This window comes from Pseudodonghicola flavimaris (genome assembly GCF_030164425.1).
Taxonomy (GTDB): Bacteria; Pseudomonadota; Alphaproteobacteria; order Rhodobacterales; family Rhodobacteraceae; genus Pseudodonghicola; species Pseudodonghicola flavimaris.
In genome coordinates, this window is sequence record NZ_JASNJD010000001.1 from 475,924 (window position 1) to 500,783 (window position 24,860).

Below are 24,860 nucleotides of genomic sequence, written 5' to 3' on the forward strand. Positions count from 1 at the left end.
GGCGGTCTCAGACCCGGGCGAGACGGTCGAGCGCGGCGCGATGCAGCTCCGGCGTCGCGGCGGCCAGCACCTGACCTGAGGAGGCGAGCGTCAGCGGCGCCCCGGACCAGTCGGTGATCACCCCGCCGGCTCCGGTGACCACGGGCACCAGCGCCATGTAGTCGTAGGGCTGCAGCTCGGCCTCCAGGATCAGGTCGACATGGCCCGAGGCCAGCAGCCCGTAGCTGTAGCAGTCGCCGCCGAAGCGCCGCGCGGCGCAGGCCTGGCTGAGTGCCTCGAAACAGGCGAATTCCTGCGGCGTGAACTGATCGGGCGAGGTGGCGAACAGGATCGCCTCCTCCAGCCGGGTGCGGCGGGCGCTGTGGCAGGTCTCTCCGTTCAGCCGGGTGGCGGCGCCGGCGCGGCCGATCCAGGTTTCCTGCAGCAGCGGCATGTCGATCACCCCGAGGATCGGGGCGCCATCCTCCAGCAGCGCCACCAGCGTGCCGAACAGCGGCACCCCGGAGATGAAGCTCTTGGTGCCGTCGATCGGGTCCAGCACCCAGATATGGCGGGCGTCCTGACCGCTGAGGCCGAATTCCTCACCCAGGATGCCGTGACCGGGGCAGGCGGTTTCCAGCACCGCCTTCATGCCCTTTTCGATGGCGCGGTCGGCCTCGGTGACGGGGCTGTGATCCGCCTTGCGCTCCACCGTCAGGGGGGCGCGGAAATGGGCGCGGGCCAGCGGCCGCGCGGCTTCGACCAGTCTCAGGGCGATCGCTTCGAAGGCTTCGGGGGTGGCGGGCGCGTTCATGTCCGGTCTCCGGCCAGGGGCTCGGCGGGATCGCCGGTCAGCAGCAGATGTCCATGGTCGATCTGCTCGGCGATTTCCGGCGGTGCGCCGTCGGTGACCAGAACGTCGACATCGGACCAGTCGCAGACATGGATCAGGCCGGATTTGCTGAATTTGCCGTGATCCATCATCAGGATGGTCTCATCGGCGCGCGCGATCATGGCGCGTTTGAACTCGACTTCGAACAGGTCGAAATCCTGACAGCCCCGGGCCGATCCGGCGACCACCGACATCACGAAATAGCTGGGCGAGAAGCCGGAGAGATAGCTGATCGTGCCGGCGCCGGTCAGGGTGCGGTCGGCCTTGCGCAGCTCGCCGCCGGGCAGGATCACCCGGTGCTGGCCGCCGCCGGCATTCAGGATCTGCGCGATTTCCAGCGAGATGGTCAGGATCGTCATCGGTTCGCGCCGGGTCAGCTCGCGGGCGAGGAAACAGGCGGTGGTGGAATTGTCCAGCAGCAGCGTCGCTCCCTCGCGGATATGGCTGGCGGTCCGCGCCGCGATGGCGGCCTTGGCGGCGGCGTTCTCCGACAGCCGGCGTTCGAAGGGGGGTTCGGAGCGTGGCATCGACAGCCGGACGCCGCCATGGAATTTCTCCACCAGCCCGTCGCCTGACAGGCTCTTCAGATCGCGCCGGATGGTCTCGTCCGAGACGTCGAACTCCTCCGCCAGAAAGGTGATTGCCGCCTTGCCCCGCGCCTTGAGCAGCGCGAGGATCTGATCCTGTCTGTGACTGCGTGCCATGTCCCCTCCCGTCAGGCTCGCGCCACGATAGCGCGCCCGGAGGCGGAATCGAAGACTCGGAGGCGGTCCAGATCGAAGTCGAGCCCGACCTCGTCACCGGCCTCCGGCGCGCCCAGAACCGGGCTTTTCACCACCATGCGGTCGTCACCCAGCACGACCTCCACCAGCGCCTCGGCGCCGATCAGCTCGGTCCGGGCCACCCGGCCGCGGGCCATGCCGGCGGAGGACAGCGTCACCTCCTCCGGGCGCAGGCCGATCAGCACGTCGCGGGGCAGGCTGCCGGGCAGGGCGAGGGTGCCGGTAAAGCTGGCGTGACCCACCGCGCCCTTCTCCGTCCGGCAGGGGATCAGCGCCATTTCCGGCGTGCCAATGAAGGTGGCGACGAAGGTGTTCGACGGTTTCATGTAGATGTCCATCGGCGCGCCGACCTGTTGCAGATGGCCCTTGGACATCATCGCCACGCGGGTGCCGAGCGTCATCGCCTCGATCTGGTCATGGGTGACATAGATCACCGTCAGCCCCAGTTCGCTGTGCAGCCGCTTCAGCTCCGCCCGCATCCGGTTGCGCAGCTTGGCGTCGAGGTTCGACAGCGGTTCGTCGAACAGGAACACCTTGGGCTGGCGCACCAGGGCGCGGCCGATGGCAACGCGCTGGCGTTCGCCGCCCGACAGCTCCTTCGGCCGCCGGTCGAGCAGGTCGGTGATATGCAGGATCTCCGCCGCCTCGCGGATGCGGGCGTCAATCTCGGCCTTCGACAGTTTCGTCGTCTTCATCAGGCCGAAAGCCATGTTCTTGTAGGCGGTCATATGCGGGTAGAGCGCATATGACTGGAACACCATCGCGATATCGCGCTTCTGCGGCTGGGCGTCGGTGACGTCCTGGCCATCGATCAGCAGCTGGCCCGAGGTGATCTCCTCCAGCCCCGCGATCATCCGCAGCGTCGTGGACTTGCCGCAGCCCGAGGGGCCCACCATCACCATGAACTCGCGGTCCTCGATGGTTAGGTCGATGTCATGCACGGTCTTGCGGTCGCCGTAGGATTTGCTGACTTTTCTGAGTTGGACGGTCGCCATTCTGGGTCTCCGGTCTGTGGCGTCACTTGACGCCGGTGTGCATGAAACTGTCGATGAAACGGCGCTGGAAGATCACGAAGAGCAGCAGCAGCGGCGAGACGACGATGGTGGTGCCTGCCATCAGCCGCGGCCAGTCGGCGCCGCTGTCGGCCTTGGCCAATAGCCCGAGCCCGATCGGCAGGGTGCGGATGCTTTCCGAGTTGGTCACCAGCAGCGGCCACATGTAATCGTTCCAGTGGGTCACCACCGAGATGATGCCGAAGGCGATCAGCGTCGGCTTCACCAGCGGCAGATAGACGTGCCACAGGATCGACATATGGCCGCAGCCGTCGAGCCGCGCGGCGTCGGACAGCTCGGACGGCACCTGGCGGAAGCTCTGCCGCAGCATGAAGGTGCCGTAGCCGGAGGCGACGAAGGGCACGATCATCGCCGGGATGGTGTTGATCAGCCCCATCTCGCGCAGGGTGACGAAGTTGGTGAGGAAGATCGCGTAGATCGGGAACATCACCTGCAGCAGGAACAGGGTGAAGAGCAGGTTCTTGCCCGGAAACGTCAGCCGCGCAAAGGCATAGGCGGCCAGGGTGATGGTGATCAACTGACCGGCGAGGATGGTGGTGGTGACGATGACCGAGTTGATCAGATAGGTCCCGAAGGGCGCCACCGACAGGGTGCTGGGATAGTTGGAGAAATTGAGCTTGTCCGGCCAGAATCCGGCGGCCTGGTCGAACACCTCGGCATTGGTCTTGAGCGAGGTGATCAGGATCCAGATCAGCGGGCTGAGCCAGAGCAGCGCCAGCGGCAGCATGATCAGATGCAGGCCGTTTTCGCGCAGCTGTTTTCTCCAGCGCGGGCGGCGGGCGGTGGCGGTGTCCGGCATCGCGGCGGTTTGGATCACGTCGGTCATCAGCGTTCTCCCAGGTAATGGACCTTGCGGCCCAGCGTCAGCGCCACCAGGCCGATCAGGCCGAGGACGAAGACCAGCAGCGCATTGGCCAGCGCCGAGGCATAGCCGATGTCCTGATACTGAAAGCCGTTCTGATAGATGTAGAAGGTCAGCACATTGGTGCTGTCGGCGGGGCCGCCCTGGGTCATCACGTAGACGTAGTCGAAGATCTGGTAGCTGTGCAGCGTGCCGATGATGATGACGAAATAGAGCGTGGGGGAGACCAGCGGAATGGTGATGTGCAGCAGCCGGTGCCAGCCGCTGACGCCATCGAGCCGGGCGGCCTCATAGAGATCGGAGGGCACCAGCTTCAGCGCCGCCAGCAGGATCAGCATGAAGTAGCCGGAGTATTTCCAGATGCTCATGATGACGATGGCGGGCAGCGCCCATTGGCTGTCATAGAGCCAGTCGAGCCGCGGCAGCCCCAGGGTGGTCAGCGCCTCGTTGATCGGGCCGTAGCCGGGGGCATAGAGGAACACCCAGACCATGCCGGCAGCGACCGAGGGGATCATCACCGGATAGAAGAAGGCCGAGCGATAGATCGCCATGCCGCGCAGCTTGCTGTCCAGCGCTACCGCCAGCAGCAGCGCCACGGCGATCGACAGCGGGATCGTCGTCAGCGTATAAAAGGCGGTGTTGCCCAGCACTTTCCAGAACAGCCGGTCATCCAGCAGCCGTAGATAGTTCTCCGCCCCCAGCCAGTAGATGTCGGGATCGCCCAGCAGCACGTCATGCAGGCTGAACCAGACCGATCGCAGGATCGGCCAATAGGTGAAGATGGCAAGAAAGACGAGCGACGGCAGCAGCAGCGCATAGGCCAGCAGCATCTCTTTGCGGCGCGCGCGGGCGAAACTTGGCGACATGAGGAATTCCCGTGAAAGCGTCAGGGGACGCGAGCCGGCGCCGGCCCGCGTCCCCCCCGTAAGCAGTGGTGATCAGCTCTTCTGACGGCGCAGAACGCGGGCGATCTCGCGGTTGACCTCGGCGGTGGCGTCGGTCAGCGCCGCCTCGGGCGCGATCTCGCCGGCCAGGGTGCGGTCGATGGCGCTTTTCAGCGAGTCACGGGCGCGGGAATAGGCCGGCACCTGCAGGAAGGCGCCGGAGAATTCGGCCTGCTTCATCGCCACTTCGGCCTGCGGCACCTCCTTGAGGTAGTCGACCATCTCGGGCTGCTGCCAGGAGGACTTGCGCACCGCCAGATAGCCGGTGGCGCGGCTCCAGGCGGCCTGGTTCTCGGTGTTGGTCATCCAGCGGGCAAAGGTCCAGGCGGCCTCTTTCTTGGCGTCCGACTGGTTCTTGGCGATCATGATGGGGCCACCGCCCTGCGAGGCGCCGAACTGCTTCTTCTTCGGCATGAAGGCGACGCCGACCTCGAAGGGAGAGGACTTGCGCAGGTTGGTCAGCGACCCGGTCGAGTGGTAGAGCATCGCGGTGGAGCCGGCCATGAAGTCGTTGGCGGAACCCTGCCAGGTCGAGGCCGGCGCCATGCAGCCCGCGTCCACCATGGTTTTCCAGAAGCTCAGCGCCTCGATCGCTTCGGGGCGATCCCACAGCACCTTGTCCTTTTCCCACGGCACCAGGCCGTTCTGGCGGCAATAGCCTTCGAACATCCAGTCGTGCCAGCCGCCGCCGATGATCAGGCCCCAGCGCTTCAGCTCGTCGCCGTCGCGGATGGTCAGCGCCTTGGCGGTTTCCAGCAGTTCGTCCCAGGTTTCCGGCGCCTTGTCGATACCGGCCTGGGCATAGGCGTCCTTGTTGTAATAGAGCACCGGGGTCGAGGGCTGATAGGACAGACCGTAGAGCCGGCCGTCGGAGACCGCGGTATCGAGGAAGCCACCGATGAAATCGTCGTAAATGTCGTCGGACTTGGCCTGTTCGGTCACATCTTCCAGCGCGTCGAGCCCGAGGAAGGTCTGCAGCGAGGAGTTGATCGGCAGCCACAGCGCCGGCGGCTCGCCCACGCCGAGCGCGGTGATCACCTTCTGCTCGGTGTTGTCGTAGGAGCCGGCATAGATCGCCTCGACCTCGATGCCGTCGTGGGTGGCGTTGAAGTCGGCGATCATGCCCGAGATGATGGTGTTGATGTCGCCGGAGACACCGACCGGATACATGAACTGCAGCTTCACCGTCTCATTCGCGCGGGCGGGGGTCAGCACACCCGGCATCATGCTGACGAAGGGCGCGGCGAGCCCCGAGGCCAGCAGACGGCGGCGTGTGATGTTGGATTTTGTGGATTTCATGTGGCTGTATCTCCCGTGTGTGGGTTTTGAGGTGCGTGTCATGTGTCCTGTGCCGCGCCTGGATTGCGGCGTGAGACCATGAATCACCAATTAAAGATGAAAAGTCACAGTGATATGAAGCTTTACCCGAGGGACTGCGGAGGACCGGCTCCTTGATGGTCGTGTGGGTATGCTTTGGGCGTATTGTGGATATTGAAAGTAAAATCACACATTTGGCAGGGCGGAATATGGTCTTTGCCCGAGAATTTTGCATAAACTCGTGACAATGCCGCGTTACTCTGCGGGGAAACGGGGGATGCCCCCGCAAGATATCCAGGAGAGCCACATATGCTGATCGCTCAAATCAGTGATTCCCACGTTCTTGCCGGTGGCAAGCGGCTGGCCGGCCGGTTCGATACCGGCGCGGCCTTCGACCGGCTGATCGACAGTCTGGCCCGGCAGCCGGTGCAGCCCGACCTGATCCTGTTCTCAGGCGATCTGGGGGAGGACGCCACGGAAGAGGAATACCGTCATGTCGCCGCGGGGCTCGGGCGGCTCGGACGCCCGGTGCTGGCGGTACCCGGCAATCACGACGCCCGGGCGCCGATGCTGGCCTGCCTGCCGGAGTTTCTGGGCCGCACCCCCGCCGGGCATCTCTGCCTCTGCGATACCCGGTTCGACATCGCTGTCGTCGGGCTCGATACCCTGGTGGAGGGTGCCCCGCATGGCGAGCTTTGCGCCGAGCGTCTGGCCTGGCTGTCGGAGACACTGCAGCACTGCGCCGATCGCGAGGTGCTGATCTTCATGCATCACCCGCCAATCACCACCGGGATGCAGGACATGGATTCCATGGGCCTGCTGCGCGGGCGAGAGGAGCTGGCGCGGCTGGTGGCGGCGCATGGGCGGGTCAAGGCGATCCTCTGCGGTCATATGCATCGCGCCATCCTCGGCACCTGCGGCGGGGTACCGGTGCGGGTCGCGCCCTCCGCCTCGCATCAGATCGCCTTCGATCTGCGCGAGGGCACCTCTTTCGCCTTCTCCGATGAGCCGCCGCAATACATGATGCATCTGCTGCAGCCGGGGACGCCTATCGTCAGCCATATCGTTCCGGTCGGGACCGGGGCGTGACCGGCCGCGCCGGCAAGAGCGACCGGACCGGCAATCTGTGCTAGGGTGATCCACGGGCCGGGGCGCGCCATGGCGGGCCGCCGGCGCCGGTCAATTTTCTCTTGAGACGGATTTCCGATATGACGGCGATTGATTTCTGGTATTCCATCGGCAGCACCTACAGCTATCTCACCGTGATGCGATTGCCCGGCGTGGCGGCAGAGACCGGCGCCCACTTCCGATGGCGACCGTTCAACGTGCGTCACGTGATGATCGCCCAGAACAACATCCCCTTCAAGGATAAGCCGGTGAAGACCGCCTACATGTGGCGCGATATCGCCCGTCGGGCCGAAGGCTACGGGCTGGCCCCCGAGATTCCGGCGCCCTATCCGCTGGCCGGGCTGGAGCTGGCCAATCAGGTAGCGGTTCTGGGGGGCCGGGAGGGCTGGGGCGAGGCCTATACCCGTGAGACCTACCGGCGCTGGTTCGAAGCGGCCGAGCCGGCCGGCGAGGACCCCAATCTGAGCGAGAGCCTTGTCGCGATCGGCCAGGATCCGGCGCGGGTGATCGCGGTGGCCCGGTCGGAGGAGATCGTCGCGACGCTGGCCGATGCCACGGCGGAGGCGATGGCTCTGGGCGTCTTCGGATCGCCGAGCTTTGCGGTCGGGGGAGAGATCTTCTGGGGCGATGACCGGCTGGAGGATGCCATCGCCTGGGCTGGCCGCGGCGTCTGAGCCGGTTCGCCTGCTGCCCCGCCGTCGATCTGCACCGGGGCGTCGGCCTCAGCCGGTGGCGTCGGTGGCGCCGTTTGCACTCAGGATACGGGCCGCCAGCTCCGGGTCCGAGGTGGCGCGGGCCAGCGTCAGGGCGCCGACCAGCCGGCTCAGCAACCGGATCGCCTTCGCCTCGCGGTCGGGATCGTCGGGGTTCTGGCCGGCGGCGACGATCTGGCGGATGGCGGTGCGCAGCCCGGTGTCGAAGACCTGGCGCAGCGGCGGGTCGTGGCGCGGAGCTTCGGCCGCCAGCGTCGCGAAGGTGCAGCCCAGCCCGCGGTGCTGCACATGCGGCGCCGACAGATACCATTGCGCGATGGCCTCCAGCGGATCGCCGCCGGCGCTGTCCAGAACGGCTTTCCAGGCCTCGGCATTGCGGCTCAGCGCATGGGCGGTCGCCTCGGCGATCAGCGCCTCCTTGCTCTCGAACTGCTTGTAGAAGGCGCCGTTGGTCAGCCCGGCCGCCTGCATCAGCGCGGCAATGCCGACCCCGTCATAGCCGTCTTCGCGGAACATCCTGCTTGCTGTGGTGATGACGCGGTCCCGGTTCCGGGCCGCGTCCTGCCGGCTCATCCGCATGCTCATCCCTCCCGGTTCTCGCGTTTGGATTATAGTCATGCGCTTTTTGTTGACAAGTTGGATTATGGTCATACTCTAAATGGGACATCAGGAGGAAGACGATGACTGTCATTGAAACCGATCCCATTGCCGTGCTCGCCGCGCGGCGCACGCCGCTGGGGGCCTTCATGGGCGCTCTGGCCCAGACCCCGGCCACCGCGCTGGGAACCGCGGCGATCAGGGCCGCCCTTGCCGATGCCGGCCTGGGGGGCTCCGATGTGTCGGAGGTGCTGATGGGCTGCGTCCTGCCGGCCGGGCAGGGCCAGGCCCCGGCGCGACAGGCGGCGCGGGCCGCCGGGCTGGACGATGCGGTGGGCGCCACCACGATCAACAAGGTCTGCGGTTCGGGGATGAAGGCGGTAATGCTGGGCCACGACCTGATCCGCGCCGGCAGTGCCGGCATCGTCGTCGCTGGCGGCATGGAGGCGATGTCCTCCGCCCCCTTCCTGCTGCCGGAGATGCGCCGCGGCCGCAAGGCGGGCAGCGCCGAGGTGCTCGACCACATGATGAACGATGGGCTGGAGGACGCCTATGACCGTGGCCGGCCGATGGGTGCTTTCGGCGAGGCGACGGCGGAGCGCTATCAGTTCACCCGCGCCGATCAGGACGCCTATGCCATCGAGACGCTGGAGCGGGCGCGGGCGGCGGTGACCTCCGGCGCCTTCGACGCGGAGACCACCCCGATCACCCTGACCACTCGCCGGGGCGCGGTGGAGATCGCCCGGGACGAGCGGCCGGAGCAGATCGACCCCGGGCGGATCCCGACCCTGCGCAGCGCCTTCGGAGCCGGCGGCACGATCACTGCGGCCAGTTCCTCGGCAAATGCCGATGGGGCGGCGGCGCTGGTGCTGGCGGCGCAGAGCCGGGCGGAGGCGGAAGGGGTGCCGGTTCTGGCGCGGATTCTGGGTCATGCCACCCATTCCCAGGATCCGGCCTGGTTTACCACCGCCCCGATCCCGGCGATCCGCAAGCTGCTGGATCAGGTCGGCTGGCAGGCGGAGGACGTCGATCTCTACGAAATCAACGAAGCCTTCGCGGTGGTCGCGATGGCGGCGGCCAAGGACATCGGCATCCCGCGTGACCGGCTGAACGTCAATGGCGGCGCCTGCGCGCTGGGGCATCCCATCGGCGCGACCGGGGCCCGGATCCTGGTCACCCTGATCCACGCGCTGCGGGCGCGCGGGCTGCGGCGCGGGATCGCCTGTCTCTGCATCGGTGGAGGTGAGGCCACGGCCATCGCGGTGGAGGTGCCGGCATGACCGACCAGACCCCGATTGCCGCCGAGATCCCGATGCCGGAACTGCGCTTCGGTCTTGCCGATCCGAAACAGGCCGCCGGGATGAGCGGTCTGGAACAGATGCAGGCCGTGGTGGCAGGGCAGTTTCCGGCGCCGCCCATCGTCGCCGTGATGCATCAGTGGATCCATGAGATCGCCGAGGGGCGGATGGTGTTTCTCGGCAACCCGTCGGCGCAATATCTGAACCCGATGGGCCTGGTGCATGGCGGCTGGACCATGACGCTGCTGGATTCCGCCCTGGGCTGCGCGGTGCAGACGACGCTGGCGCCGGGGGAGACCTATGCCTCGCTTGGGACGGAAGTGAAATTCATCCGCCCCGTGCTGGCCGCCACCGGGCAGGTCCGCTGTCTGGCCGAGGTGCAGAGCCGGGGGCGCAACACCGCCACCGCCTCCGGCCGGGTCGAAGACCGCGAGGGGCGCATTCTCGCCACCGGCACCACCACCTGTTTCATCCGGCAGGTGGGCTGACAACGGCGGACCCGCGGCGGCGCAGGGGTGTTGCCGCGTCTGGCCGTCAGGTCCGGCTCAGGCGGCCTGCGTGTGGCGCCGGCAATAGCAGGAGGCCCGGATCGGCACGGTGGCCCGGGCGATCGCCTGATCGAGCGGCATTTTCAGATGCCGGGCCTCAGTCAGGGCGCCGCGGCGGACCAGGCATTCGTGCAGGCCATGCAGGCTCCAGATATTGCGCGGGTGCTGGCAGGGCCGTGGCAGCGTATCGTCGAGCCCGAGATCGGCCCGATAGACGGCCTCGGCCTCGTCATAATGCTGCGCCTCCATCAATAGCGCGCCGAGCGCGTGCCGCGCGGGCTGCATCCAGCCCCAGGGTTCGTCATAGAGCAGGTTGTCGTCGAGCTCGACCGAGCGGCGCAGATGGTCGAGCCCTTCCTCCTGCCGGCCGGCCTTGAAGGCGATTTCTCCGTCCATCATCGCCTCGCCGACCTGCAGCACATCTTCGGCGGTGTTGTTGAAGACCATCCAGTCGTCGGGGATGCTCTGGCGGGCGGCGACCGCTTCGGCCCGGGCGGCGGCGGCCTCGACATGGCGGCCGAGATTGGCGAAGGCGATGGCGCGGGCCTGATGGATGGCGGCAGTTGTATAGCGGTAGAGAGCGGGATCGCCCGGCATCGGTTCGTCCAGAATGGCCTGCCACTGGCCAAAGCGGACCATGACGTGGATCTTCTTGCCATAGAAGCTCTCGAACAGCTCCGGCATGAAGCGCAGCACCTCTTCGGGCAGCATCTCCTTGAGCCGGTCGGAGGCGGCGAGGGCGACCTCGGGCTGACCGAGGAACATCGCGCCGTAGGCTTCGAAATGCACGTTATGGATGCGGTAGACGGTATAGAAGTTCTGCGCGCCGGCGTGGGCCTCGTACTTGCGGTCGATCTCCGCCGCCGCGCGGTTGCGGGTGACCACGTTGTGATAGTCGCCGCACAGCACGTCGATATGGGTCGCCATATGCACCAGATGGCCGCTGTCCGGCACGAGATCGGTCAGCCGGTCGCCGTGCCGCAGCGCCTTTTCCGGCGTTGGCGACATTTCCATCAGGTGGATGTACATGTGCAGAAGCCCGGGATGGTCCCAGGCGCCGGGCAGATGGTCGAAGGCGGTTTCCAGCGCCGCTTGCGCCTCGCGGGTCGAGGCCCCCTCGCGCGGGGCGCCGGTCTGCAGATCCCAGAGCAGCCAGGGGGTCCTGTTCATCAGCGCCTCGGCAAAGAGCGCGACGACATCCAGATCCCCGGGATGGGCGGCATAGACCCGGCGCATCGCCTCCGAGAATCCGTCGTTCCAGGGGCCGTAATCCTCGATGCTGGGATCGTCGGGATAGCGCGCTGCGAGCGCCTCGATCAGATCGTTCTCCACCGGGCTGAGCTGGTCGCGCAGCGCCCTCGCCTGATCGAGTGCGCGATGCGCCCGGGCCAGTGTCTGCTGCCGTTCCTCCGCGTCGAAGAATTCCCAAGGCTTGTTGTAATTGGGCCCGATCGCATGGGCGAGGCCCCAGTGCGCCGCCCCGCAGGAGGGATCCGCCGCCGCCCCGGCTGCGAAGGCCTCGGCGGCGGCTTCGTGATTGTAGCCATAGAGCCAGATCAGCCCTTGGTCGAAATGCGCCTGCGTCTCCGGCACGGATGTTGTGATTGGACGTGAATAGCGGCCCAGATCGAAGGTCGGTGTCATCAGAAGTCCTCTCGTTTAGGGGCATGCAGCCGGCATGCTGGATGTTGCGGTCGCGAGGAGTCCCGGCGGAGAGTAACACATCCGGCGCTCAATATCGTCTGTGTTCCGCAACCGGTTCGGCGGTTGCCTTTCGGCGGCACGATCCCGATAGTGCGCGCACATTCTTTGGCGACATCTTGCAAGGCGAAGTGGAACGTTCATGAAAGGGCAGGAAGGCGGCAGCTGGGATCGTCAGACCCATGAAAAGCTGTATGGTCAAAACCTGAATTCGGGGCTGGGAGATTTCATTGCCCGTCACGTGCAACCCAGGAACATGCTGGAATTCGGATCGGGGATCTGCGCGCTTGCCAAGTATGTCTCGGATCAGGTGCCGCTGGAGCCGTCCTATTGTCTGGAGCCCGATGTCGTGCTTGAGACGCCGCTGGACAACAACCTGAACCTTCTGAACGTCAACGTGCTCACCGATCCGCCCCCCCGGGTGCTGGATCAGCTGTTCGACATGGTGCTGTCGATCGAGGTGGCGGAACATGTGCCGGCCGACCTGCATGAGGCGCTTTTCGATTTCCTGGTCGCCCGTGCCGGGCGGCTGATCGTCTTTTCCGCGGCCCGGCCCGGGCAGGGCGGACACGGCCATGTCGCCGAACGCCCGGAACTGGAATGGCGCGGGGAGTTCACCCGTCGCGGCTGCCGGTTCGATCCGCATCTGACCCTGCTGGCGCGGAACATGAGCAACCGGCGCAACATCAACCATCGCCGGAACCTTCAGGTGTTTCACGCGCCGGAGCGCTCCGCCGAACTGCTGGCGCTGGAGGAACGTGCGCGCCCCTATCTGCAGGATCTTCTGTCCATCGTGCTGCGGATGGGCAAGCAGTTCACCGGCAACCTGTTCTATGTCGCGCTCAAGGCGGCTTGTGCCGGCCGACCGGAACATTCGCTGCACTGGAAGCGGGAGAATCTGCGACGGCTCGCCGCCGATGCCGGGGAAATCCTCGAAGTGGGCTTTGCCGCGGGGCATTCGGCGCTGCTGATGCTGCTGGCCAATCCGACTTCGCGGCTAACGATCGTTGATCCGCTGGAATTCGTGCATACCCGCGCCTGTTTCAAATACCTCGACGCGATGTTCCCGGGGCGGCTTGAGCTGATCGAGGGATACTCCACCGATGTGCTGCCGAGGCTGCCGAAGGAGAAATATGATCTAGTCCATCTGGACGGGGGCAAGGAAAAGACCATCGCCGCGGATCTGGAGCTGCTGAGGCCGCTGGTCGCCCGGGATCATGTTCTCTGCATCGACGATACCCAGAACGCGGCGCTGAATGCGGAAGTGAACCGCTGGATCGCAGCCGGCCGGCTTGAGACCGGCGGGTTCGAAGAGATGATCGCTGCGTCGCATCGTGCCCGCTGGACCCACGCGATCGCGCGCTATGGTGTCGAGGAGCAGGACCGCAATGGCAAGGTTCTGGCTGAGATGCGGCGCATCTACGCGAGGGTGAACCATCCGTCGATCTATACTGATGGCAGCGCCGAGGGAGCCGGCCGCGCGGACTATCTGATCCGGGCGATGCGCGATGTCGAGGCGCAGGGGCTCAGCGGCGCCTTTGTCGAGGTCGGCGTCGCCGCTGGCCATTCGTGCGTGATCGCCGGGCTCTCCGCCTCGCGGCAGTTCCCCCGGGATTTCTATCTCTACGACACGTTTGCCGGGTTCCTTCCCGGCCTGCCCGATGAGGTCGATCTGAACGGGGTCGCCATCGGGGCCTATGATCTGCGCAAGTACAAGGCGGAGACCTGTTCGGCGCCGGAAGTGCGCAGCCGTGTGGAGGCTGCGGGAGTGGCGCCGGACCACCTCTTCCTGATCGAAGGGCCGGCGGAGCAGACGGTCCCCGGCATCGCGCCGGAGAAGATCGCCATCCTGCGGATCGATGCCGATCTCTTCGCGCCCACCGATGCGGCGCTGGCGCGGCTCTACGATCTGGTCGAACCGGGCGGCTATGTCATCATCGACGGCTACGGGCATTGGACCGGATGTGCGAGGGCGGTCGACGATTTCTTCGCGGCACGGGGCATGGCGACACCGGGCGAGAAGATCGACTACTCCTGCATCGGGTGGCGCAAATGAGCCTGATCATCGCCTTCGCCAATGCCGCCTATATCCCGGTGGCGCGCAACTGGCTGCTGGCCTTGCGGGCCATCGGGCTGGAGGATCAGGCCCGGCTGGTGACGCTGGACGAGGAGACCCGCGCCGCCTTTCCGCCGGAGCGGGTGTTGCACCGGCCCTATGCCGGCGACGGGCTTGAGGGGCTGTGGCTGCATCGCGTCGCCGTGTTCCGCGAACTGCTGCAGGGCGGCACCGGCTTCATCCACTCCGATGCGGACGCGGTCTGGCTGGCCGATCCGCGCCCGCATCTCGCCGCCTGCGAGGCGGAGGCGGTGTTCTCGCAGGGGACGATCTGGCCGCCCGATGTGCATGACCGTCTGCGGCTGGTCCTGTGCTGCGGGTTCTTCAGCCTGGCGCCCAGCCCGCGGATCCTGAGCTTTATCGATCAGGTCGCCGCGCGGATCGAGGCCGATCAGGACGATCAGGCCGCGGTAAACCGCGTCGTCTCGGCGATGATCGACAGCTGGCAGATCGATGACCCCTACGACATCGCGTTCCGCGGCAAGACCTTTGTCGCCTCCCGCGCGCCGATCCGGGCGGTGCCCCGCGCTGGCCGTCAGGATGTCCCCTCGATCGCGGTGCTGCCGCATCACGCCTTTCCGCGGCTGGTCGAGCGGCTGGCGCCGGACATGGTCGTCGCCCATCCGGTCTCGGGCAAGACCTGCGACGAGAAACGCGTCTGTCTCTCCGGGTTGGGGATCTGGGACGCGCGCTCCGATCCCGACCCGCATTCGTCGGCTGAGCCGGATCGGGAGGGCGGCGCTGGGCAGGGCGCCGCGTGACATTCGCCTGGGTCCTGCCTAGGGTCGGCCCGGCGCAGACTCAGGTAAAGGGCTCAGGATGTTCGATCTTCTCATTCGCAACGCAACGCTTCCCGACGGGCGGAGTGGTCTCGATATCGCGGTCAGCGCCGGCAGGATCGCCGCGGTGGAGCCCGCCATCACCGCGGATGCGGCCGAGGTGATCGACGCCGGCGGCCTGCTGGTCAGCCCGCCCTTTGTCGATCCGCATTTCCACATGGATGCCACCCTGTCGCTGGGGCTGCCGCGGATGAATGTCTCCGGCACGCTGCTGGAGGGGATCGCGCTCTGGGGCGAGCTGCGTCCGACCCTGACCCGGGAGGCGCTGGTGGAGCGCGCCATCCGCTATTGCGATCTGGCGGTGTCGAAGGGGCTTCTGGCGATCCGCAGCCATGTCGATGTCTCCGATCCCCGGCTGGTCACCGCCGAGGCGCTGCTGGAGGTGCGCGAGAAGGTGGCGCCTTATATCGACCTGCAGCTGGTCGCCTTTCCGCAGGACGGCTATTACCGCTGCCCTGAGGCGGAGGCGGCGCTGACCCGGGCGCTCGACATGGGCGTCGATATCGTCGGCGGCATCCCGCATTTCGAACGCACCATGGAGGATGGCGCCCGGTCGGTCGCGGCGCTGTGCCGGATCGCGGCGGATCGCGGTCTGATGGTCGACATGCATTGCGACGAAAGCGACGATCCGATGTCGCGCCATGTCGAAACCCTGGCGGCGGAGACGGTGCGCTTCGGGCTGCAGGGCCGGGTGGCGGGATCGCATCTGACCTCGATGCATTCGATGGACAATTACTATGTCTCCAAGCTGATCCCGCTGATGGCGGAGGCCGATCTGCGGGTGATCCCCAATCCGCTGATCAACATCATGCTGCAGGGCCGGCACGACAGCTATCCCAAGCGGCGCGGCCACACCCGTATCCCGCAGTTGATGGAGGCGGGGCTGACCGTCGGGTTCGGTCAGGACTGCGTGCTCGACCCCTGGTATTCGATGGGCACCGGCGATCTGCTCGATGTGGCGCATATGGCGCTGCATGTGACCCAGATGGGCTCGGGCGTCGACAAACGCGCGCTCTTCGATGCGGTGACGGTGAATTCGGCGAAGATCATGGGGCTTGAGGGCTATGGCATCGCGCCGGGTTGCAATGCCGATATGGTGATCCTGCAGGCCAAGGACCCGGCCGAGGCGATCCGGTTGCGCCCCAACCGCCTGAAGGTGATCCGTCGCGGCAAGGTGCTGGCGGAAACCGCGCCGGAGGTCAGCCGGCTGGCGCTGGACGGCCGCCCGTCGACGGTGGATCCGGCGGATTATGCGCCGCGTCACGCGTCTTGACTATTTGGTCAGAAATCGCCCATTTCGGCGGCAGAACGCGGCCCGGAGCCTGAGCCTCGGCCATGGCCGCCCTTGACAGGGCGGCCGCGCTGCGCGCCGACTGACAGCACTGCCGCCTCGCGGCGATAACAATGCGCCCGGCACAGAGGGATCGGGCCGAAACGGGAGACATGCCATGACACGTATTCTGATGAACCGCCGCCGCCTTCTGGGCACCGGCGCGGCGCTCGGCGCCTCGACGCTCTTCGCTCCGGGGCTGCGGGCGCAGGCGGCTCCGGTCAAGGTGGCCGGCATCCACGCCTCGCCGGTGGAGAACGCCTGGAACTCGGTCCTGCATGCGGCGATGCTGGCCGCCGATGAAGAGGGGGTGATCGAATATACCTTCTCCGAAGGGGTGTCAGGTACCGACTATCCCCGCGCCATGCGCGAATATGCCGAGGCCGGCAACGTGCTGATCGTCGGCGAATCCTACGCGGTGGAACGCGAGGCGCGCACCGTCGCCGCCGATTACCCCGACACCGCCTTCCTGATGGGCTCCTCCGGCGAAGCCTCGGGCGACAACTTCGGCGTCTACGGCACCTGGAACTGGGAGGCTGCCTATCTCTGCGGCATGCTGGCCGGCGCCATGACCGAGACCGGCACCGTTGGCTCGGTCGGCGCGATCCCGATCCCCGAGGTCAACATGCTGATCAACGGTTTTGCCGAGGGCGTGAAGGCGGTGAACCCGGAGGCCAAGCATCTGGTCAGCTTCATCGGCACCTTCTTCGATCCGCCGAAAGCGCGCGAGGCCGGTCTGGCCCAGATCGACAGCGGCGCCGATATCCTCTTCGGCGAACGCATCGGTACCGCCGATGCGGCGCAGGAGCGTGGCATCAAGGCGATCGGTTCGCTGATCGACTATACCCCGCGCTACCCGGAGACCGTCTTTGCCAATGCCATGTGGTCGTTCCGGCCGCTGCTGGACGCGGCGCTGGCCGATGCCACTTCGGGCAAGCCGGTGGGCAAGAATTACACGCCGCTCAGCCTGATGAAGGATGGCGGCAGCGACATCAAATACGTGGAAGGCGCCGCCCCCGAGGCCGCCGTCAAGGCGATGCTGGAAACCCGCGCCGCCATTATGGCGGGCGAGTTCGAAGTGCCGCGCAACTTCGCCGAGCCGGCCTGATCCGGTGTCCGACATCATCGTGCCGCGCGTTTCGGCGCGCGGCATGTCCGACGACATGACGCCACCGCTTTTCCCGCACCCGACAGACGACAGCAGCCCGGTTGCCGTGGCGATGGGCGACGCCACGGGGCTAGCCCGTGCCATCGCCGACGGTGCGCTGAGCCCGGCTGCGGCAATGGTCCGCGCCCGGGCCCGCGCCGCCGAGGTGGCCGAACTCGGTGCGGTCAGCTGGCTGGCGCCGGAGACGGCGTCGCTGCCTCAAGGTGCCCCGGATGGCCCCTTCGCCGGGGTGCCGCTGCTGGTCAAGGATCTGGGCGGACCCTTTGCAGGCATCCCGATGCGGGCGGGCTCCGCCGCACTGGCGGAGAAGAAGGGCGTCGCAGACAGCGATCTGGCCCGGCGGTTCCGCGCCGCCGGCTTTCGCCCCTTCGGCGCCACCACGGTGCCGGAATTCGGCCTGTCGCTGTCATCCGAACCGGCGGTGGGGCCGCTCTGCCGCAATCCGCTCGATCCGACGCGCAGCGCCGGGGGCTCCTCCGGGGGCAGCGCCGCGGCAGTGGCGGCCGGCATAGTGCCGCTGGCCCATGCCACGGACGCCGGCGGCTCGATCCGGGTGCCGGCGGCGGCTTGCGGCCTGATCGGGCTGAAGCCGTCGCGCGGGGCCATTCCCGGCGGGCCGGGCTTCGGCAACCATCTGGGCGGGATCGCCAGCGAATTCGCCGTAACCCGCAGCATCCGCGATGCCCGCGCGCTCTGGCCGTTGCTGACCGGCGCCGCGCGCGGCCCCTTCGCCGATGCCGCACCGCTGCCCGCGGAGGGACCGCTGACCATCGGCCTGATCTCCGGGGGGGAGGGCGTCGATCCGGCCCGCGCCGGCGCGATCGAGGCGGCGGGCCAGGAGCTGGAGGCCGCCGGTCACCGGTTGGCCCCGATCCCGGTGGCAGCGTTGGCGGAGATCCGTCGGATCAGCGCGCGAGGCTTCGACCGCATCGTGTCGGCCAATCTGGCGACCCTCGCGGCCGGCGGGCTCGACATCGCCCGCTGCGAACCGCTGACCCAGGCCTTCGCCGGGCGGGGGAGCAGGCTCTCGGCCACTGATCTCTGGGCGGCGCTGGAGGCCGGGGTGGCGGCTGCCCACCGGCTGTGGCGGATGTTCGACGAGGTCGATGTGCTGCTGTTGCCGATGCTCTCGACCGCGCCGCCGCCGCTCGGGACCTTTCCGACCGATCACCGCGACCCGGAGGCACAGCTGGCGCGGATGGAGGCCTTCGCCCCCTATGCGGCCCTGGCCAATATCACTGGCGCGCCGGCGCTGACGCTGCCCTTTGGCGCCGATGCCGACGGCCTGCCGCTGCCGGTGCAGATGATCGCCCCCATCGGCGGCGACCTGCGCCTGCTGGCGCTTGGCGCCACGCTGGAGCGTGCCGGCCGCTGGACCCACCCGATCCCCCTGTTCGGAGAGGACGCATGACCCGGGTTCTGGAACTCGATCACATCACCAAGCGCTTCGGAGCCGTCACCGCCAACGAGGATGTCTCGCTGCATCTGGAGAAGGGTGAGATCGTCGCGCTGCTGGGTGAGAACGGCGCCGGCAAGACCACGCTGATGTCGATCCTCTTCGGTCATTACACCGCTGATGAGGGCAGTGTGCGGGTCAAGGGGCAGGCGCTGCCGCCCGGGAAATCGCGCGCCGCCATCCGCGCCGGTGTCGGCATGGTGCACCAGCATTTCGCCCTGGCACCCAACCTGACGGTGCTGGAAAACGTGATGACCGGCACCGAAAGCCTGTGGAAGCTGCGCTCGGATCGTGCCGCCGGCCGCGCCAAGCTGATGGAGCTGTCGCAGCGCTTCGGTCTCAAGGTCGATCCTGAGGCGCGGGTTGCCGATCTGTCGGTGGGCGAATGCCAGCGGGTGGAGATCCTCAAGGCGCTTTACAACGATGCCGAGGTGCTGATCCTCGACGAACCCACCGCCGTCCTGACCGCACAGGAGGCCGAGAGCCTGTTCGCCACCCTGCGCGAGATGGCGGCCAAGGGGCTGTCGCTGATCTTCATCAGCCACAAGCTGCATGAGGTGATGTCGGCCTCTGACCGGGTTGTCGTGCTGCGGCGGGGCCGGGTGGTGGCGGAACGGGAGACGGCCGAGACCTCGAAGGAGGAGCTGGCCGAGCTGATGGTGGGGCGCGCCGTCCAGCGCCCCGAGCGTCTGCCGGCGAGACCCGGCGCGGTACTGCTGGAGGCGGTGGATGTGAGCCTGGGCGGTAAGGGCGCTGCCTCGCTCCGCGGGGTGAGCTTCCGGCTACACGCGGGTGAGACGCTGGGGATCATCGGCGTTTCCGGCAACGGCCAGACGACGCTGGCCGGTCTGGTCTCGGGCCTCTATGCGCCGGACGCCGGCGCGCTGCTGATCAAGGGACACGCGCCCGCGCGCTACGATGTGCCCCACGCCATCGCCGCCGGTATCGGCCGCATCCCCGAGGATCGCAATGCCGAGGGCACCATCGGCGACATGAGCACCTGGGAAAACGCGGTGCTGGAACGCATCTGGGCGCCGGAGTTCTCCTCTGGCGGCATGGTTCGCCGCGCCGCGGCGCGGGCCGCGACCGAGGCGATCATCCGCGATTACGACGTGCGCGGCGCCAGTGTCGATGGCCGCATCCGGCTGTTGTCGGGCGGTAACATGCAAAAGCTGATCCTGGGCCGGGTGCTGACCGCCGGGCCCGACATCCTGATCGCCGCCCAGCCCAGCCGCGGCCTGGACGAAGGCGCCATTGCCGGGGTGCACGAACGGCTGCTTGAGGCACGCGGGCGCGGTGCCGGCGTGCTGCTGATCTCGGAAGACCTGGACGAGGTGATCGGACTCTCCGACCGGATCCGCGCCATCGTCGGCGGCCGGCTGTCGCCGGCGATCCCGGCGGAGCGCGCCGATGCGCAACTGCTGGGGCTGATGATGGCGGGGGACTGGACGGCGGCGGAACGGATCGAGGCGGAAGGCGAAGCGAAATGAGATTTGAACGACGCGAGCATCCCTCCGCCAGTTTGACCCTGCTGGCGCCCATTGGCGCGGTGCTGGCCGCATTGGTCGTCGCCGGGCTGCTGATCGCCATCGCCGGCGCCAATGTGTTTGAGGCCTATGGGCTGATCCTGAAGGGCGCCTTCGGTTCACGGTTGGGGTTTTCCGAGACGCTGACGCGGGCGACGCCCCTGATCCTGACCGGGCTGGCCGCGGCGGTGGCCTTTCGCGCCCGGCTGTGGAACATCGGCGGCGAGGGGCAATTCTATATGGGCGCGCTGGCGGTGGCGGGCTTCGGGATGATCCCGGCGCTGGCCGGGCTGCCGGCGCCGCTGGTCATACTGCTCTGCCTGATCGCGGGCGCGGTTGCGGGGATGATCCTGTTGCTGTTGCCGCTGGGGCTCCGGCTGAAATTCGGGGTGGACGAGGTGGTGACCACGCTGCTTCTGAACTTTGTCGCCGTGCTCTTCGTGTCGCTGATGATCGAAGGGGTGATGAAGGATCCGCTGGCCTTCGGCTGGCCGCAATCGGTGCCGGTGCCGCGCGAGGCGGAGCTGCCCAAGCTGATGGCGCGGACCCGGCTGCATGCCGGTCTGGTGATTGCCGTGGTCATGGCGCTGGCGGTCTGGTGGCTGCAGGCGCGCACCGTCTTCGGCCTGCGGTCGCGTGCCGCCGGGCTTAACCCGCGTGCTGCCGCCTTCGCCGGGGTGCCGCTGGGCCGGACGCTGGTGGCGGTGGCCTGCCTCTCGGGCGGGCTGGCCGGGCTGGCCGGCGCCATCGAGGTGATGGGGGTCAAGGGCTATGTCACCACCGATCTGTCGCCCAGCTATGGCTACTCCGGCATCGTCATCGCCATGCTGGCCAACCTGAACCCGATCGGGGTGATCGGCGCGGCGCTGTTCTCGGCGGTGATGTTCGTCGGCGCGGATTCGATGTCCCGGGCGCTGGGGATCCCCAGCTATATCGCTGATGTCACCGTGGCGCTGTCGCTTCTGACCATGCTGGTGGCGTTGTTTCTCACCCAATACAGGATCCGCAGATGAGCGTTCTTCTCGATATTCTCGGCTCTGTCGGCATGTGGGAGGCGGTGCTGCGCATCGCCACGCCGCTGATCTTCGGCACCCTGGGTGTGCTGCTGTGCGAACGGGTGGGGGTGCTGAACCTCGGGATCGAGGGGATCATGACCTTCGGGGCCATGGTGGGCTGGCTGACGGTCTATTCCGGTGGCGATCTGTGGCTGGGGATGCTGGCGGCGGCGCTGGGGGGCGCGGTCTTCGGGCTGTTGCACGCGGTGCTGACGGTGGTCTTCGGGCTCAGCCAGCATGTCACCGGTCTGGGCATCACGCTCTTTGCCTCCAGCTTCTCCTATTATGTGTTCCGGTTGGCGGTGCCGACCTCTTCCTCCCCCCCGACGGTGGAGCCGTTCCGCGCCTATCCGGTGCCGGGCCTGTCCGAGATCCCGGTTCTGGGGCCGATCCTCTTCACCCAGACCGCGCCGACCTATCTGGCGCTGGCGCTGGTGGCGGTGCTGGCCTATGGGCTCTATCGTACGCCGCTGGGGCTGGCGATGCGGATGACCGGGGAAAACCCGCATGCGGTGGACGCGCAGGGGATCGATCCGATCCGGCTGAGGATCGGCACCATCATGGCGGGCTCGGCGCTGATGGGCATGGGCGGCGCCTTCCTGACGCTGGCGGCCTTCAACTCCTTCTTCCCGACGATGGTGCAGGGGCGCGGCTGGATCTGCGTGGCGCTGGTGGTCTTCGCGCTGTGGCGGCCGGGCCGGGCGCTGCTGGGGGCGCTGCTCTTCGCCTTCTTCGACGCTTTCCAGCTCAGGCTGCAGACGGTGGTCGACGGGGTGCCCTATCAGCTGTTCCTGATGCTGCCTTACGTGCTTTCGATCCTGGCGCTGATCGCCATGGCCCGCCGCGCCCGGGTGCCGCAGGCGCTGATGCAGCCCTATCGGCGCGGCGAGCGGTGATCAGGGAAAGAACGGCCAGGGCCCGGCGAAGCTGCCGACCGGCAGCAGGTCCGAGATCAGCAGCCCCGGCTGCGTCGCCGGCTGGCAATAGACGGTAACCGCGCCCGGCTCCAGGATCAGGGCGTTCTCCGCCTGCCGGCGATGATCCAGATGCACCGCGTGGCAGGGCGCCGGGCCGATCTGGCAGGTGACCTTGCCGATCTGTCCGGTGATCGCCCGATGCACATGGCCCGAGATCATCCGCACCGGTCCGGGATGGGCCTGCAGCCGCTCGATCAGCCGGGCGCCGTTGCGCAGATTGTCCTGATCCATCGCGTCGATGCCCGACAGCATCCAGGGGTGATGGGTGGCGATCACCGCCGGACGGGGCCCCAGACTGCTGAGCGTGCTGTCGAGAAAGGCGAAACCTGCGTCGGAGAGATGGCCGTAATGGGCGCCCTCCAGCAGGGTGTCGAGGCCGATCACGGTCAGGGCGCCGATGTCGCGCCGCCACTGGATCGGGCCCTGCATCGGCATCCAATCCTCTCCGGCGAAAGCCACCCGCATCGGGCCGCGCAGGTCGTGATTGCCGGGGATGGCGAGATAGGGCAGCTGCAGCCGCGACATGATCGCCTTGAACCGGTCGTATTCCTCTTCGCTGCCGTGATCGGTGAGATCGCCGGTGACGATGGCGCATTCTACGCCGCCGAGCAGCGGCAGCCGGGCGTTGATCGTCTCCACCGCGCGCTCCAGCGCCGCGGCGGTGTCGGACCGGCCATAGGCGAGGGTGCCGTCGGCAACGATATGGGTGTCGGTGATCTGGAGGAAACTGGGCATTCAGGCAATCCGGTCTTCGGTGGGCAGGGTGAGGATCGCCCCGGGGGCGATGGAGAGGCGAACGCTGTCGCCCGGCGCCGGCGCGCTCAGCCCGCTGTGCAGGGCAAAGAGCGGCTGCTCCGTCGCGCCGGAAAGCGCGACGCGGTAGTGGGTGCCGAGGAAGGTCACAGTTTCGACCCGCGCCGCCAGCGCGCCGTCGGGATCGAGGCGCACGTCCTCGGCCCGCACGAAGGCCTGATGACCGACGGTCGCGGAGGCGAGCGGTAGCGCACCGCCGGGCAGGTGCAGCCGGTCGTCCTCGATCCGGCCGCCGAGCGGCATGGCAGCCCCGACGAAGCGGGCGACAAAGGCGGTCGCCGGGTTGCGGTAGAGCGCCTCCGGCGTGCCGATCTGGACGACGCGGCCATGGCTCATCACCGCGACGCGGTCGGCGATCGCCATCGCCTCATCCTGATCGTGGGTGACGAAGATCGCGGTGATGCCGAAGCTGCGCAGCAACAGCGCCAGTTCGTCGCGCAGCTGGCCGCGCAGGGCCGCGTCGAGCGCCGAGAGCGGCTCGTCCAGCAGCAGCAGCCGGGGTCGCGGCGCCACCGCTCGGGCCAGTGCCACCCGCTGCCGCTGACCGCCGGAGAGGGCGGTGACCGGGCGGTCGGCATAGGGCTCCAGCCGGCAGAGCGCGATCACCTCCTCGACCCGGGCGGCGATCTCGGCCTTCGGCAGATTCTGCATCTTCAGCCCGTAGCCGATGTTCTTGCGCACCGACATGTTGGGAAAGAGCGCATAGGACTGAAACACCATGCCGACCTGGCGTTTCTCGACCGGCAGCGCGGTCACATCCTCGCCGTCGAAACGGACCGTCGCTCCGGGATCGGGGGTTTCCAGCCCGGCGATGATGCGCAAGAGCGTGGTCTTGCCGCAGCCCGAGGGGCCGAGCAGCGAGACGATCTCGCCCTGTTCGATCTGCAGATCGGTGGGCAGCAGCGCCCGGGTGCCGCCGGCAAATGTCTTGGCGATGGAGCGGAGGGTAAGGGTCATTGCAGGATCCTCTGGGCGCGGGCGGTGGCCCATTGCATGGCCACCAGCAGCGGCACGATCATCACGAAGAAGACCAGCGTATAGGCGGAGGCGATTTCCAGCCGCATCGAGGCATAGCTGTCGGCCAGCCCCACCGGCAGGGTCTTGGTGAAGGGGGTTTGCAGCATCCAGGTCAGGTTGAATTCGCCGATCGACAGGGTCACCACCGTCAGCGCGCCGGCGAGGATGCCGGGCAGCGCATTGGGCACCACCACATCGACGAAGCGCCGCGCCGGGCCGGCACCGAGCGAGGCGGCGCCTTCCTCAAGCGTTTTCAGGTCGATGGCGGCCAGCACCGCCAGCACGGCCCGCAGCATGAAGGGCAGGGTGTAGAGCACGTGGCCGACCAGGATGAAGGCCCAGCTGGTGCGGAACTCGGTATAGCCGCCATAGAGCTGCAGCAGCGCCAGTGCCAGCGCCAGACCCGGCACCGCGAGGGGCAGAGAGATGAATTCCTCCAGCACCCGCGACAGCCGGCCGGGATTGCGCGCCAGCGCATAGGCCGCCGGCACCCCGATGATCAGCGTCACCACCAGGCAGGCCAGCGCGATCCAGATCGACAGGAAGATCGACGCGGAATAGAGCGTCCAGACCTCGCCGATCCATTTCAGCGTCAGACCGGAGGACAGGCCGCGGAAGTAGTTCGCGGTGACCCCGGCCAGCACCGATTGCACCGTCGGGACGAAGAGAAAGGCACAGGCCAGCAGCGTCACCAGCAGCTGCAGGAGTTTGGCGGGTGATTTCAGCATC

General features: G+C 67.4%; 23 protein-coding genes. 12 read left to right on the top strand and 11 right to left on the bottom strand.

Translation table 11 applies throughout. The features are described 5' to 3' along the window. Positions 1 to 7: 7 nt before the first annotated feature. The 6 genes from hisN to QO033_RS02275 form a co-directional block, all read right to left on the bottom strand. The gene (hisN, locus tag QO033_RS02250; protein ID WP_284479290.1) at positions 8 to 793 is read right to left on the bottom strand and encodes a histidinol-phosphatase; all 786 of its coding nucleotides are present in this window, start codon (positions 791 to 793) and stop codon (positions 8 to 10) included. After that, positions 790 to 1,575 (bottom strand): DeoR/GlpR family DNA-binding transcription regulator, encoded by a 786-nt coding sequence (locus tag QO033_RS02255; protein ID WP_284479291.1) that lies wholly within the window; start codon positions 1,573 to 1,575, stop codon positions 790 to 792. Before QO033_RS02255 ends, hisN begins: the two co-directional genes overlap by 4 nt. A gap of 11 nt (positions 1,576 to 1,586) precedes the next feature. Beyond that, positions 1,587 to 2,648, bottom strand: a complete 1,062-nt coding sequence (locus tag QO033_RS02260) for an ABC transporter ATP-binding protein (protein ID WP_284479292.1) — start codon at positions 2,646 to 2,648, stop codon at positions 1,587 to 1,589. A gap of 22 nt (positions 2,649 to 2,670) precedes the next feature. Further along, positions 2,671 to 3,552 (bottom strand): carbohydrate ABC transporter permease, encoded by an 882-nt coding sequence (locus QO033_RS02265; RefSeq protein WP_284479293.1) that lies wholly within the window; start codon positions 3,550 to 3,552, stop codon positions 2,671 to 2,673. Continuing rightward, entirely contained in the window at positions 3,552 to 4,454 is a 903-nt protein-coding gene (locus QO033_RS02270) for a carbohydrate ABC transporter permease (RefSeq protein WP_284479294.1), read from the bottom strand. Before QO033_RS02270 ends, QO033_RS02265 begins: the two co-directional genes overlap by 1 nt. A gap of 72 nt (positions 4,455 to 4,526) precedes the next feature. Continuing rightward, a complete protein-coding gene (locus QO033_RS02275; protein ID WP_284479295.1) occupies positions 4,527 to 5,831 on the bottom strand; it encodes an ABC transporter substrate-binding protein in 1,305 nt (434 codons plus the stop codon). Positions 5,832 to 6,158: 327 nt separating this feature from the next. On the opposite strand from QO033_RS02275, the gene QO033_RS02280 reads away from it, so the two are divergent. Further along, positions 6,159 to 6,938 carry a phosphodiesterase gene (locus QO033_RS02280; RefSeq protein WP_284479296.1) on the top strand — a complete coding sequence of 260 codons (780 nt, stop codon included), beginning with the start codon at positions 6,159 to 6,161 and terminating at the stop codon, positions 6,936 to 6,938. Between the two features lie 119 nt (positions 6,939 to 7,057). Then, on the top strand, positions 7,058 to 7,651 hold the full coding sequence (locus QO033_RS02285; RefSeq protein ID WP_284479297.1) for a 2-hydroxychromene-2-carboxylate isomerase: 594 nt from the start codon (positions 7,058 to 7,060) through the stop codon (positions 7,649 to 7,651). Positions 7,652 to 7,699: 48 nt separating this feature from the next. On the opposite strand, the gene QO033_RS02290 is transcribed toward QO033_RS02285, so the two are convergent. Next, positions 7,700 to 8,263, bottom strand: a complete 564-nt coding sequence (locus QO033_RS02290) for a TetR/AcrR family transcriptional regulator (RefSeq protein ID WP_284479298.1) — start codon at positions 8,261 to 8,263, stop codon at positions 7,700 to 7,702. 107 nt (positions 8,264 to 8,370) lie between these two features. On the opposite strand from QO033_RS02290, the gene QO033_RS02295 reads away from it, so the two are divergent. Continuing rightward, positions 8,371 to 9,567: an acetyl-CoA C-acyltransferase gene (locus tag QO033_RS02295; protein WP_407682082.1), complete on the top strand. Its 1,197-nt coding sequence runs from the start codon at positions 8,371 to 8,373 to the stop codon at positions 9,565 to 9,567. After that, positions 9,564 to 10,073 (top strand): PaaI family thioesterase, encoded by a 510-nt coding sequence (locus QO033_RS02300; protein ID WP_284479299.1) that lies wholly within the window; start codon positions 9,564 to 9,566, stop codon positions 10,071 to 10,073. Before QO033_RS02295 ends, QO033_RS02300 begins: the two co-directional genes overlap by 4 nt. Positions 10,074 to 10,130: 57 nt before the next feature. On the opposite strand, the gene QO033_RS02305 is transcribed toward QO033_RS02300, so the two are convergent. Then, positions 10,131 to 11,777 carry a tetratricopeptide repeat protein gene (locus QO033_RS02305; protein ID WP_284479300.1) on the bottom strand — a complete coding sequence of 549 codons (1,647 nt, stop codon included), beginning with the start codon at positions 11,775 to 11,777 and terminating at the stop codon, positions 10,131 to 10,133. Positions 11,778 to 11,976: 199 nt separating this feature from the next. Here QO033_RS02305 and QO033_RS02310 point away from each other — a divergent pair, with 199 nt between their 5' ends. The 8 genes from QO033_RS02310 (at position 11,977) to QO033_RS02345 (ending at position 22,220) form a co-directional block, all read left to right on the top strand. Further along, the gene (locus QO033_RS02310; protein WP_284479301.1) at positions 11,977 to 13,890 is read left to right on the top strand and encodes a class I SAM-dependent methyltransferase; all 1,914 of its coding nucleotides are present in this window, start codon (positions 11,977 to 11,979) and stop codon (positions 13,888 to 13,890) included. After that, positions 13,887 to 14,711: a putative nucleotide-diphospho-sugar transferase gene (locus QO033_RS02315; RefSeq protein WP_284479302.1), complete on the top strand. Its 825-nt coding sequence runs from the start codon at positions 13,887 to 13,889 to the stop codon at positions 14,709 to 14,711. Before QO033_RS02310 ends, QO033_RS02315 begins: the two co-directional genes overlap by 4 nt. 58 nt (positions 14,712 to 14,769) lie before the next feature. Then, on the top strand, positions 14,770 to 16,062 hold the full coding sequence (locus tag QO033_RS02320) for an amidohydrolase family protein (RefSeq protein WP_284479303.1): 1,293 nt from the start codon (positions 14,770 to 14,772) through the stop codon (positions 16,060 to 16,062). Between the two features lie 175 nt (positions 16,063 to 16,237). After that, positions 16,238 to 17,227, top strand: coding sequence for a BMP family protein (locus QO033_RS02325; protein WP_284479304.1), 990 nt, complete (start codon positions 16,238 to 16,240; stop codon positions 17,225 to 17,227). A gap of 4 nt (positions 17,228 to 17,231) precedes the next feature. Further along, positions 17,232 to 18,698, top strand: coding sequence for an amidase (locus QO033_RS02330; RefSeq protein ID WP_284479305.1), 1,467 nt, complete (start codon positions 17,232 to 17,234; stop codon positions 18,696 to 18,698). Then, on the top strand, positions 18,695 to 20,233 hold the full coding sequence (locus tag QO033_RS02335) for an ABC transporter ATP-binding protein (protein WP_284479306.1): 1,539 nt from the start codon (positions 18,695 to 18,697) through the stop codon (positions 20,231 to 20,233). The genes QO033_RS02330 and QO033_RS02335 overlap by 4 nt, the downstream gene beginning before the upstream one ends. Beyond that, entirely contained in the window at positions 20,230 to 21,282 is a 1,053-nt protein-coding gene (locus tag QO033_RS02340) for an ABC transporter permease (RefSeq protein WP_284479307.1), read from the top strand. Before QO033_RS02335 ends, QO033_RS02340 begins: the two co-directional genes overlap by 4 nt. Further along, the gene (locus QO033_RS02345; protein WP_284479308.1) at positions 21,279 to 22,220 is read left to right on the top strand and encodes an ABC transporter permease; all 942 of its coding nucleotides are present in this window, start codon (positions 21,279 to 21,281) and stop codon (positions 22,218 to 22,220) included. The genes QO033_RS02340 and QO033_RS02345 overlap by 4 nt, the downstream gene beginning before the upstream one ends. Here the strand turns inward: QO033_RS02345 and QO033_RS02350 are convergent, their stop codons facing one another. Genes QO033_RS02350 through QO033_RS02360 form a run of 3 tightly spaced genes read right to left on the bottom strand, consistent with a single transcriptional unit; the run spans position 22,221 to position 24,859 of the window. Then, positions 22,221 to 23,036: a phosphodiesterase gene (locus tag QO033_RS02350; protein ID WP_284479309.1), complete on the bottom strand. Its 816-nt coding sequence runs from the start codon at positions 23,034 to 23,036 to the stop codon at positions 22,221 to 22,223. Continuing rightward, entirely contained in the window at positions 23,037 to 24,071 is a 1,035-nt protein-coding gene (locus QO033_RS02355) for an ABC transporter ATP-binding protein (RefSeq protein ID WP_284479310.1), read from the bottom strand. Beyond that, a complete protein-coding gene (locus tag QO033_RS02360; protein ID WP_284479311.1) occupies positions 24,068 to 24,859 on the bottom strand; it encodes an ABC transporter permease in 792 nt (263 codons plus the stop codon). Before QO033_RS02360 ends, QO033_RS02355 begins: the two co-directional genes overlap by 4 nt. Position 24,860 lies beyond the last annotated feature (1 nt).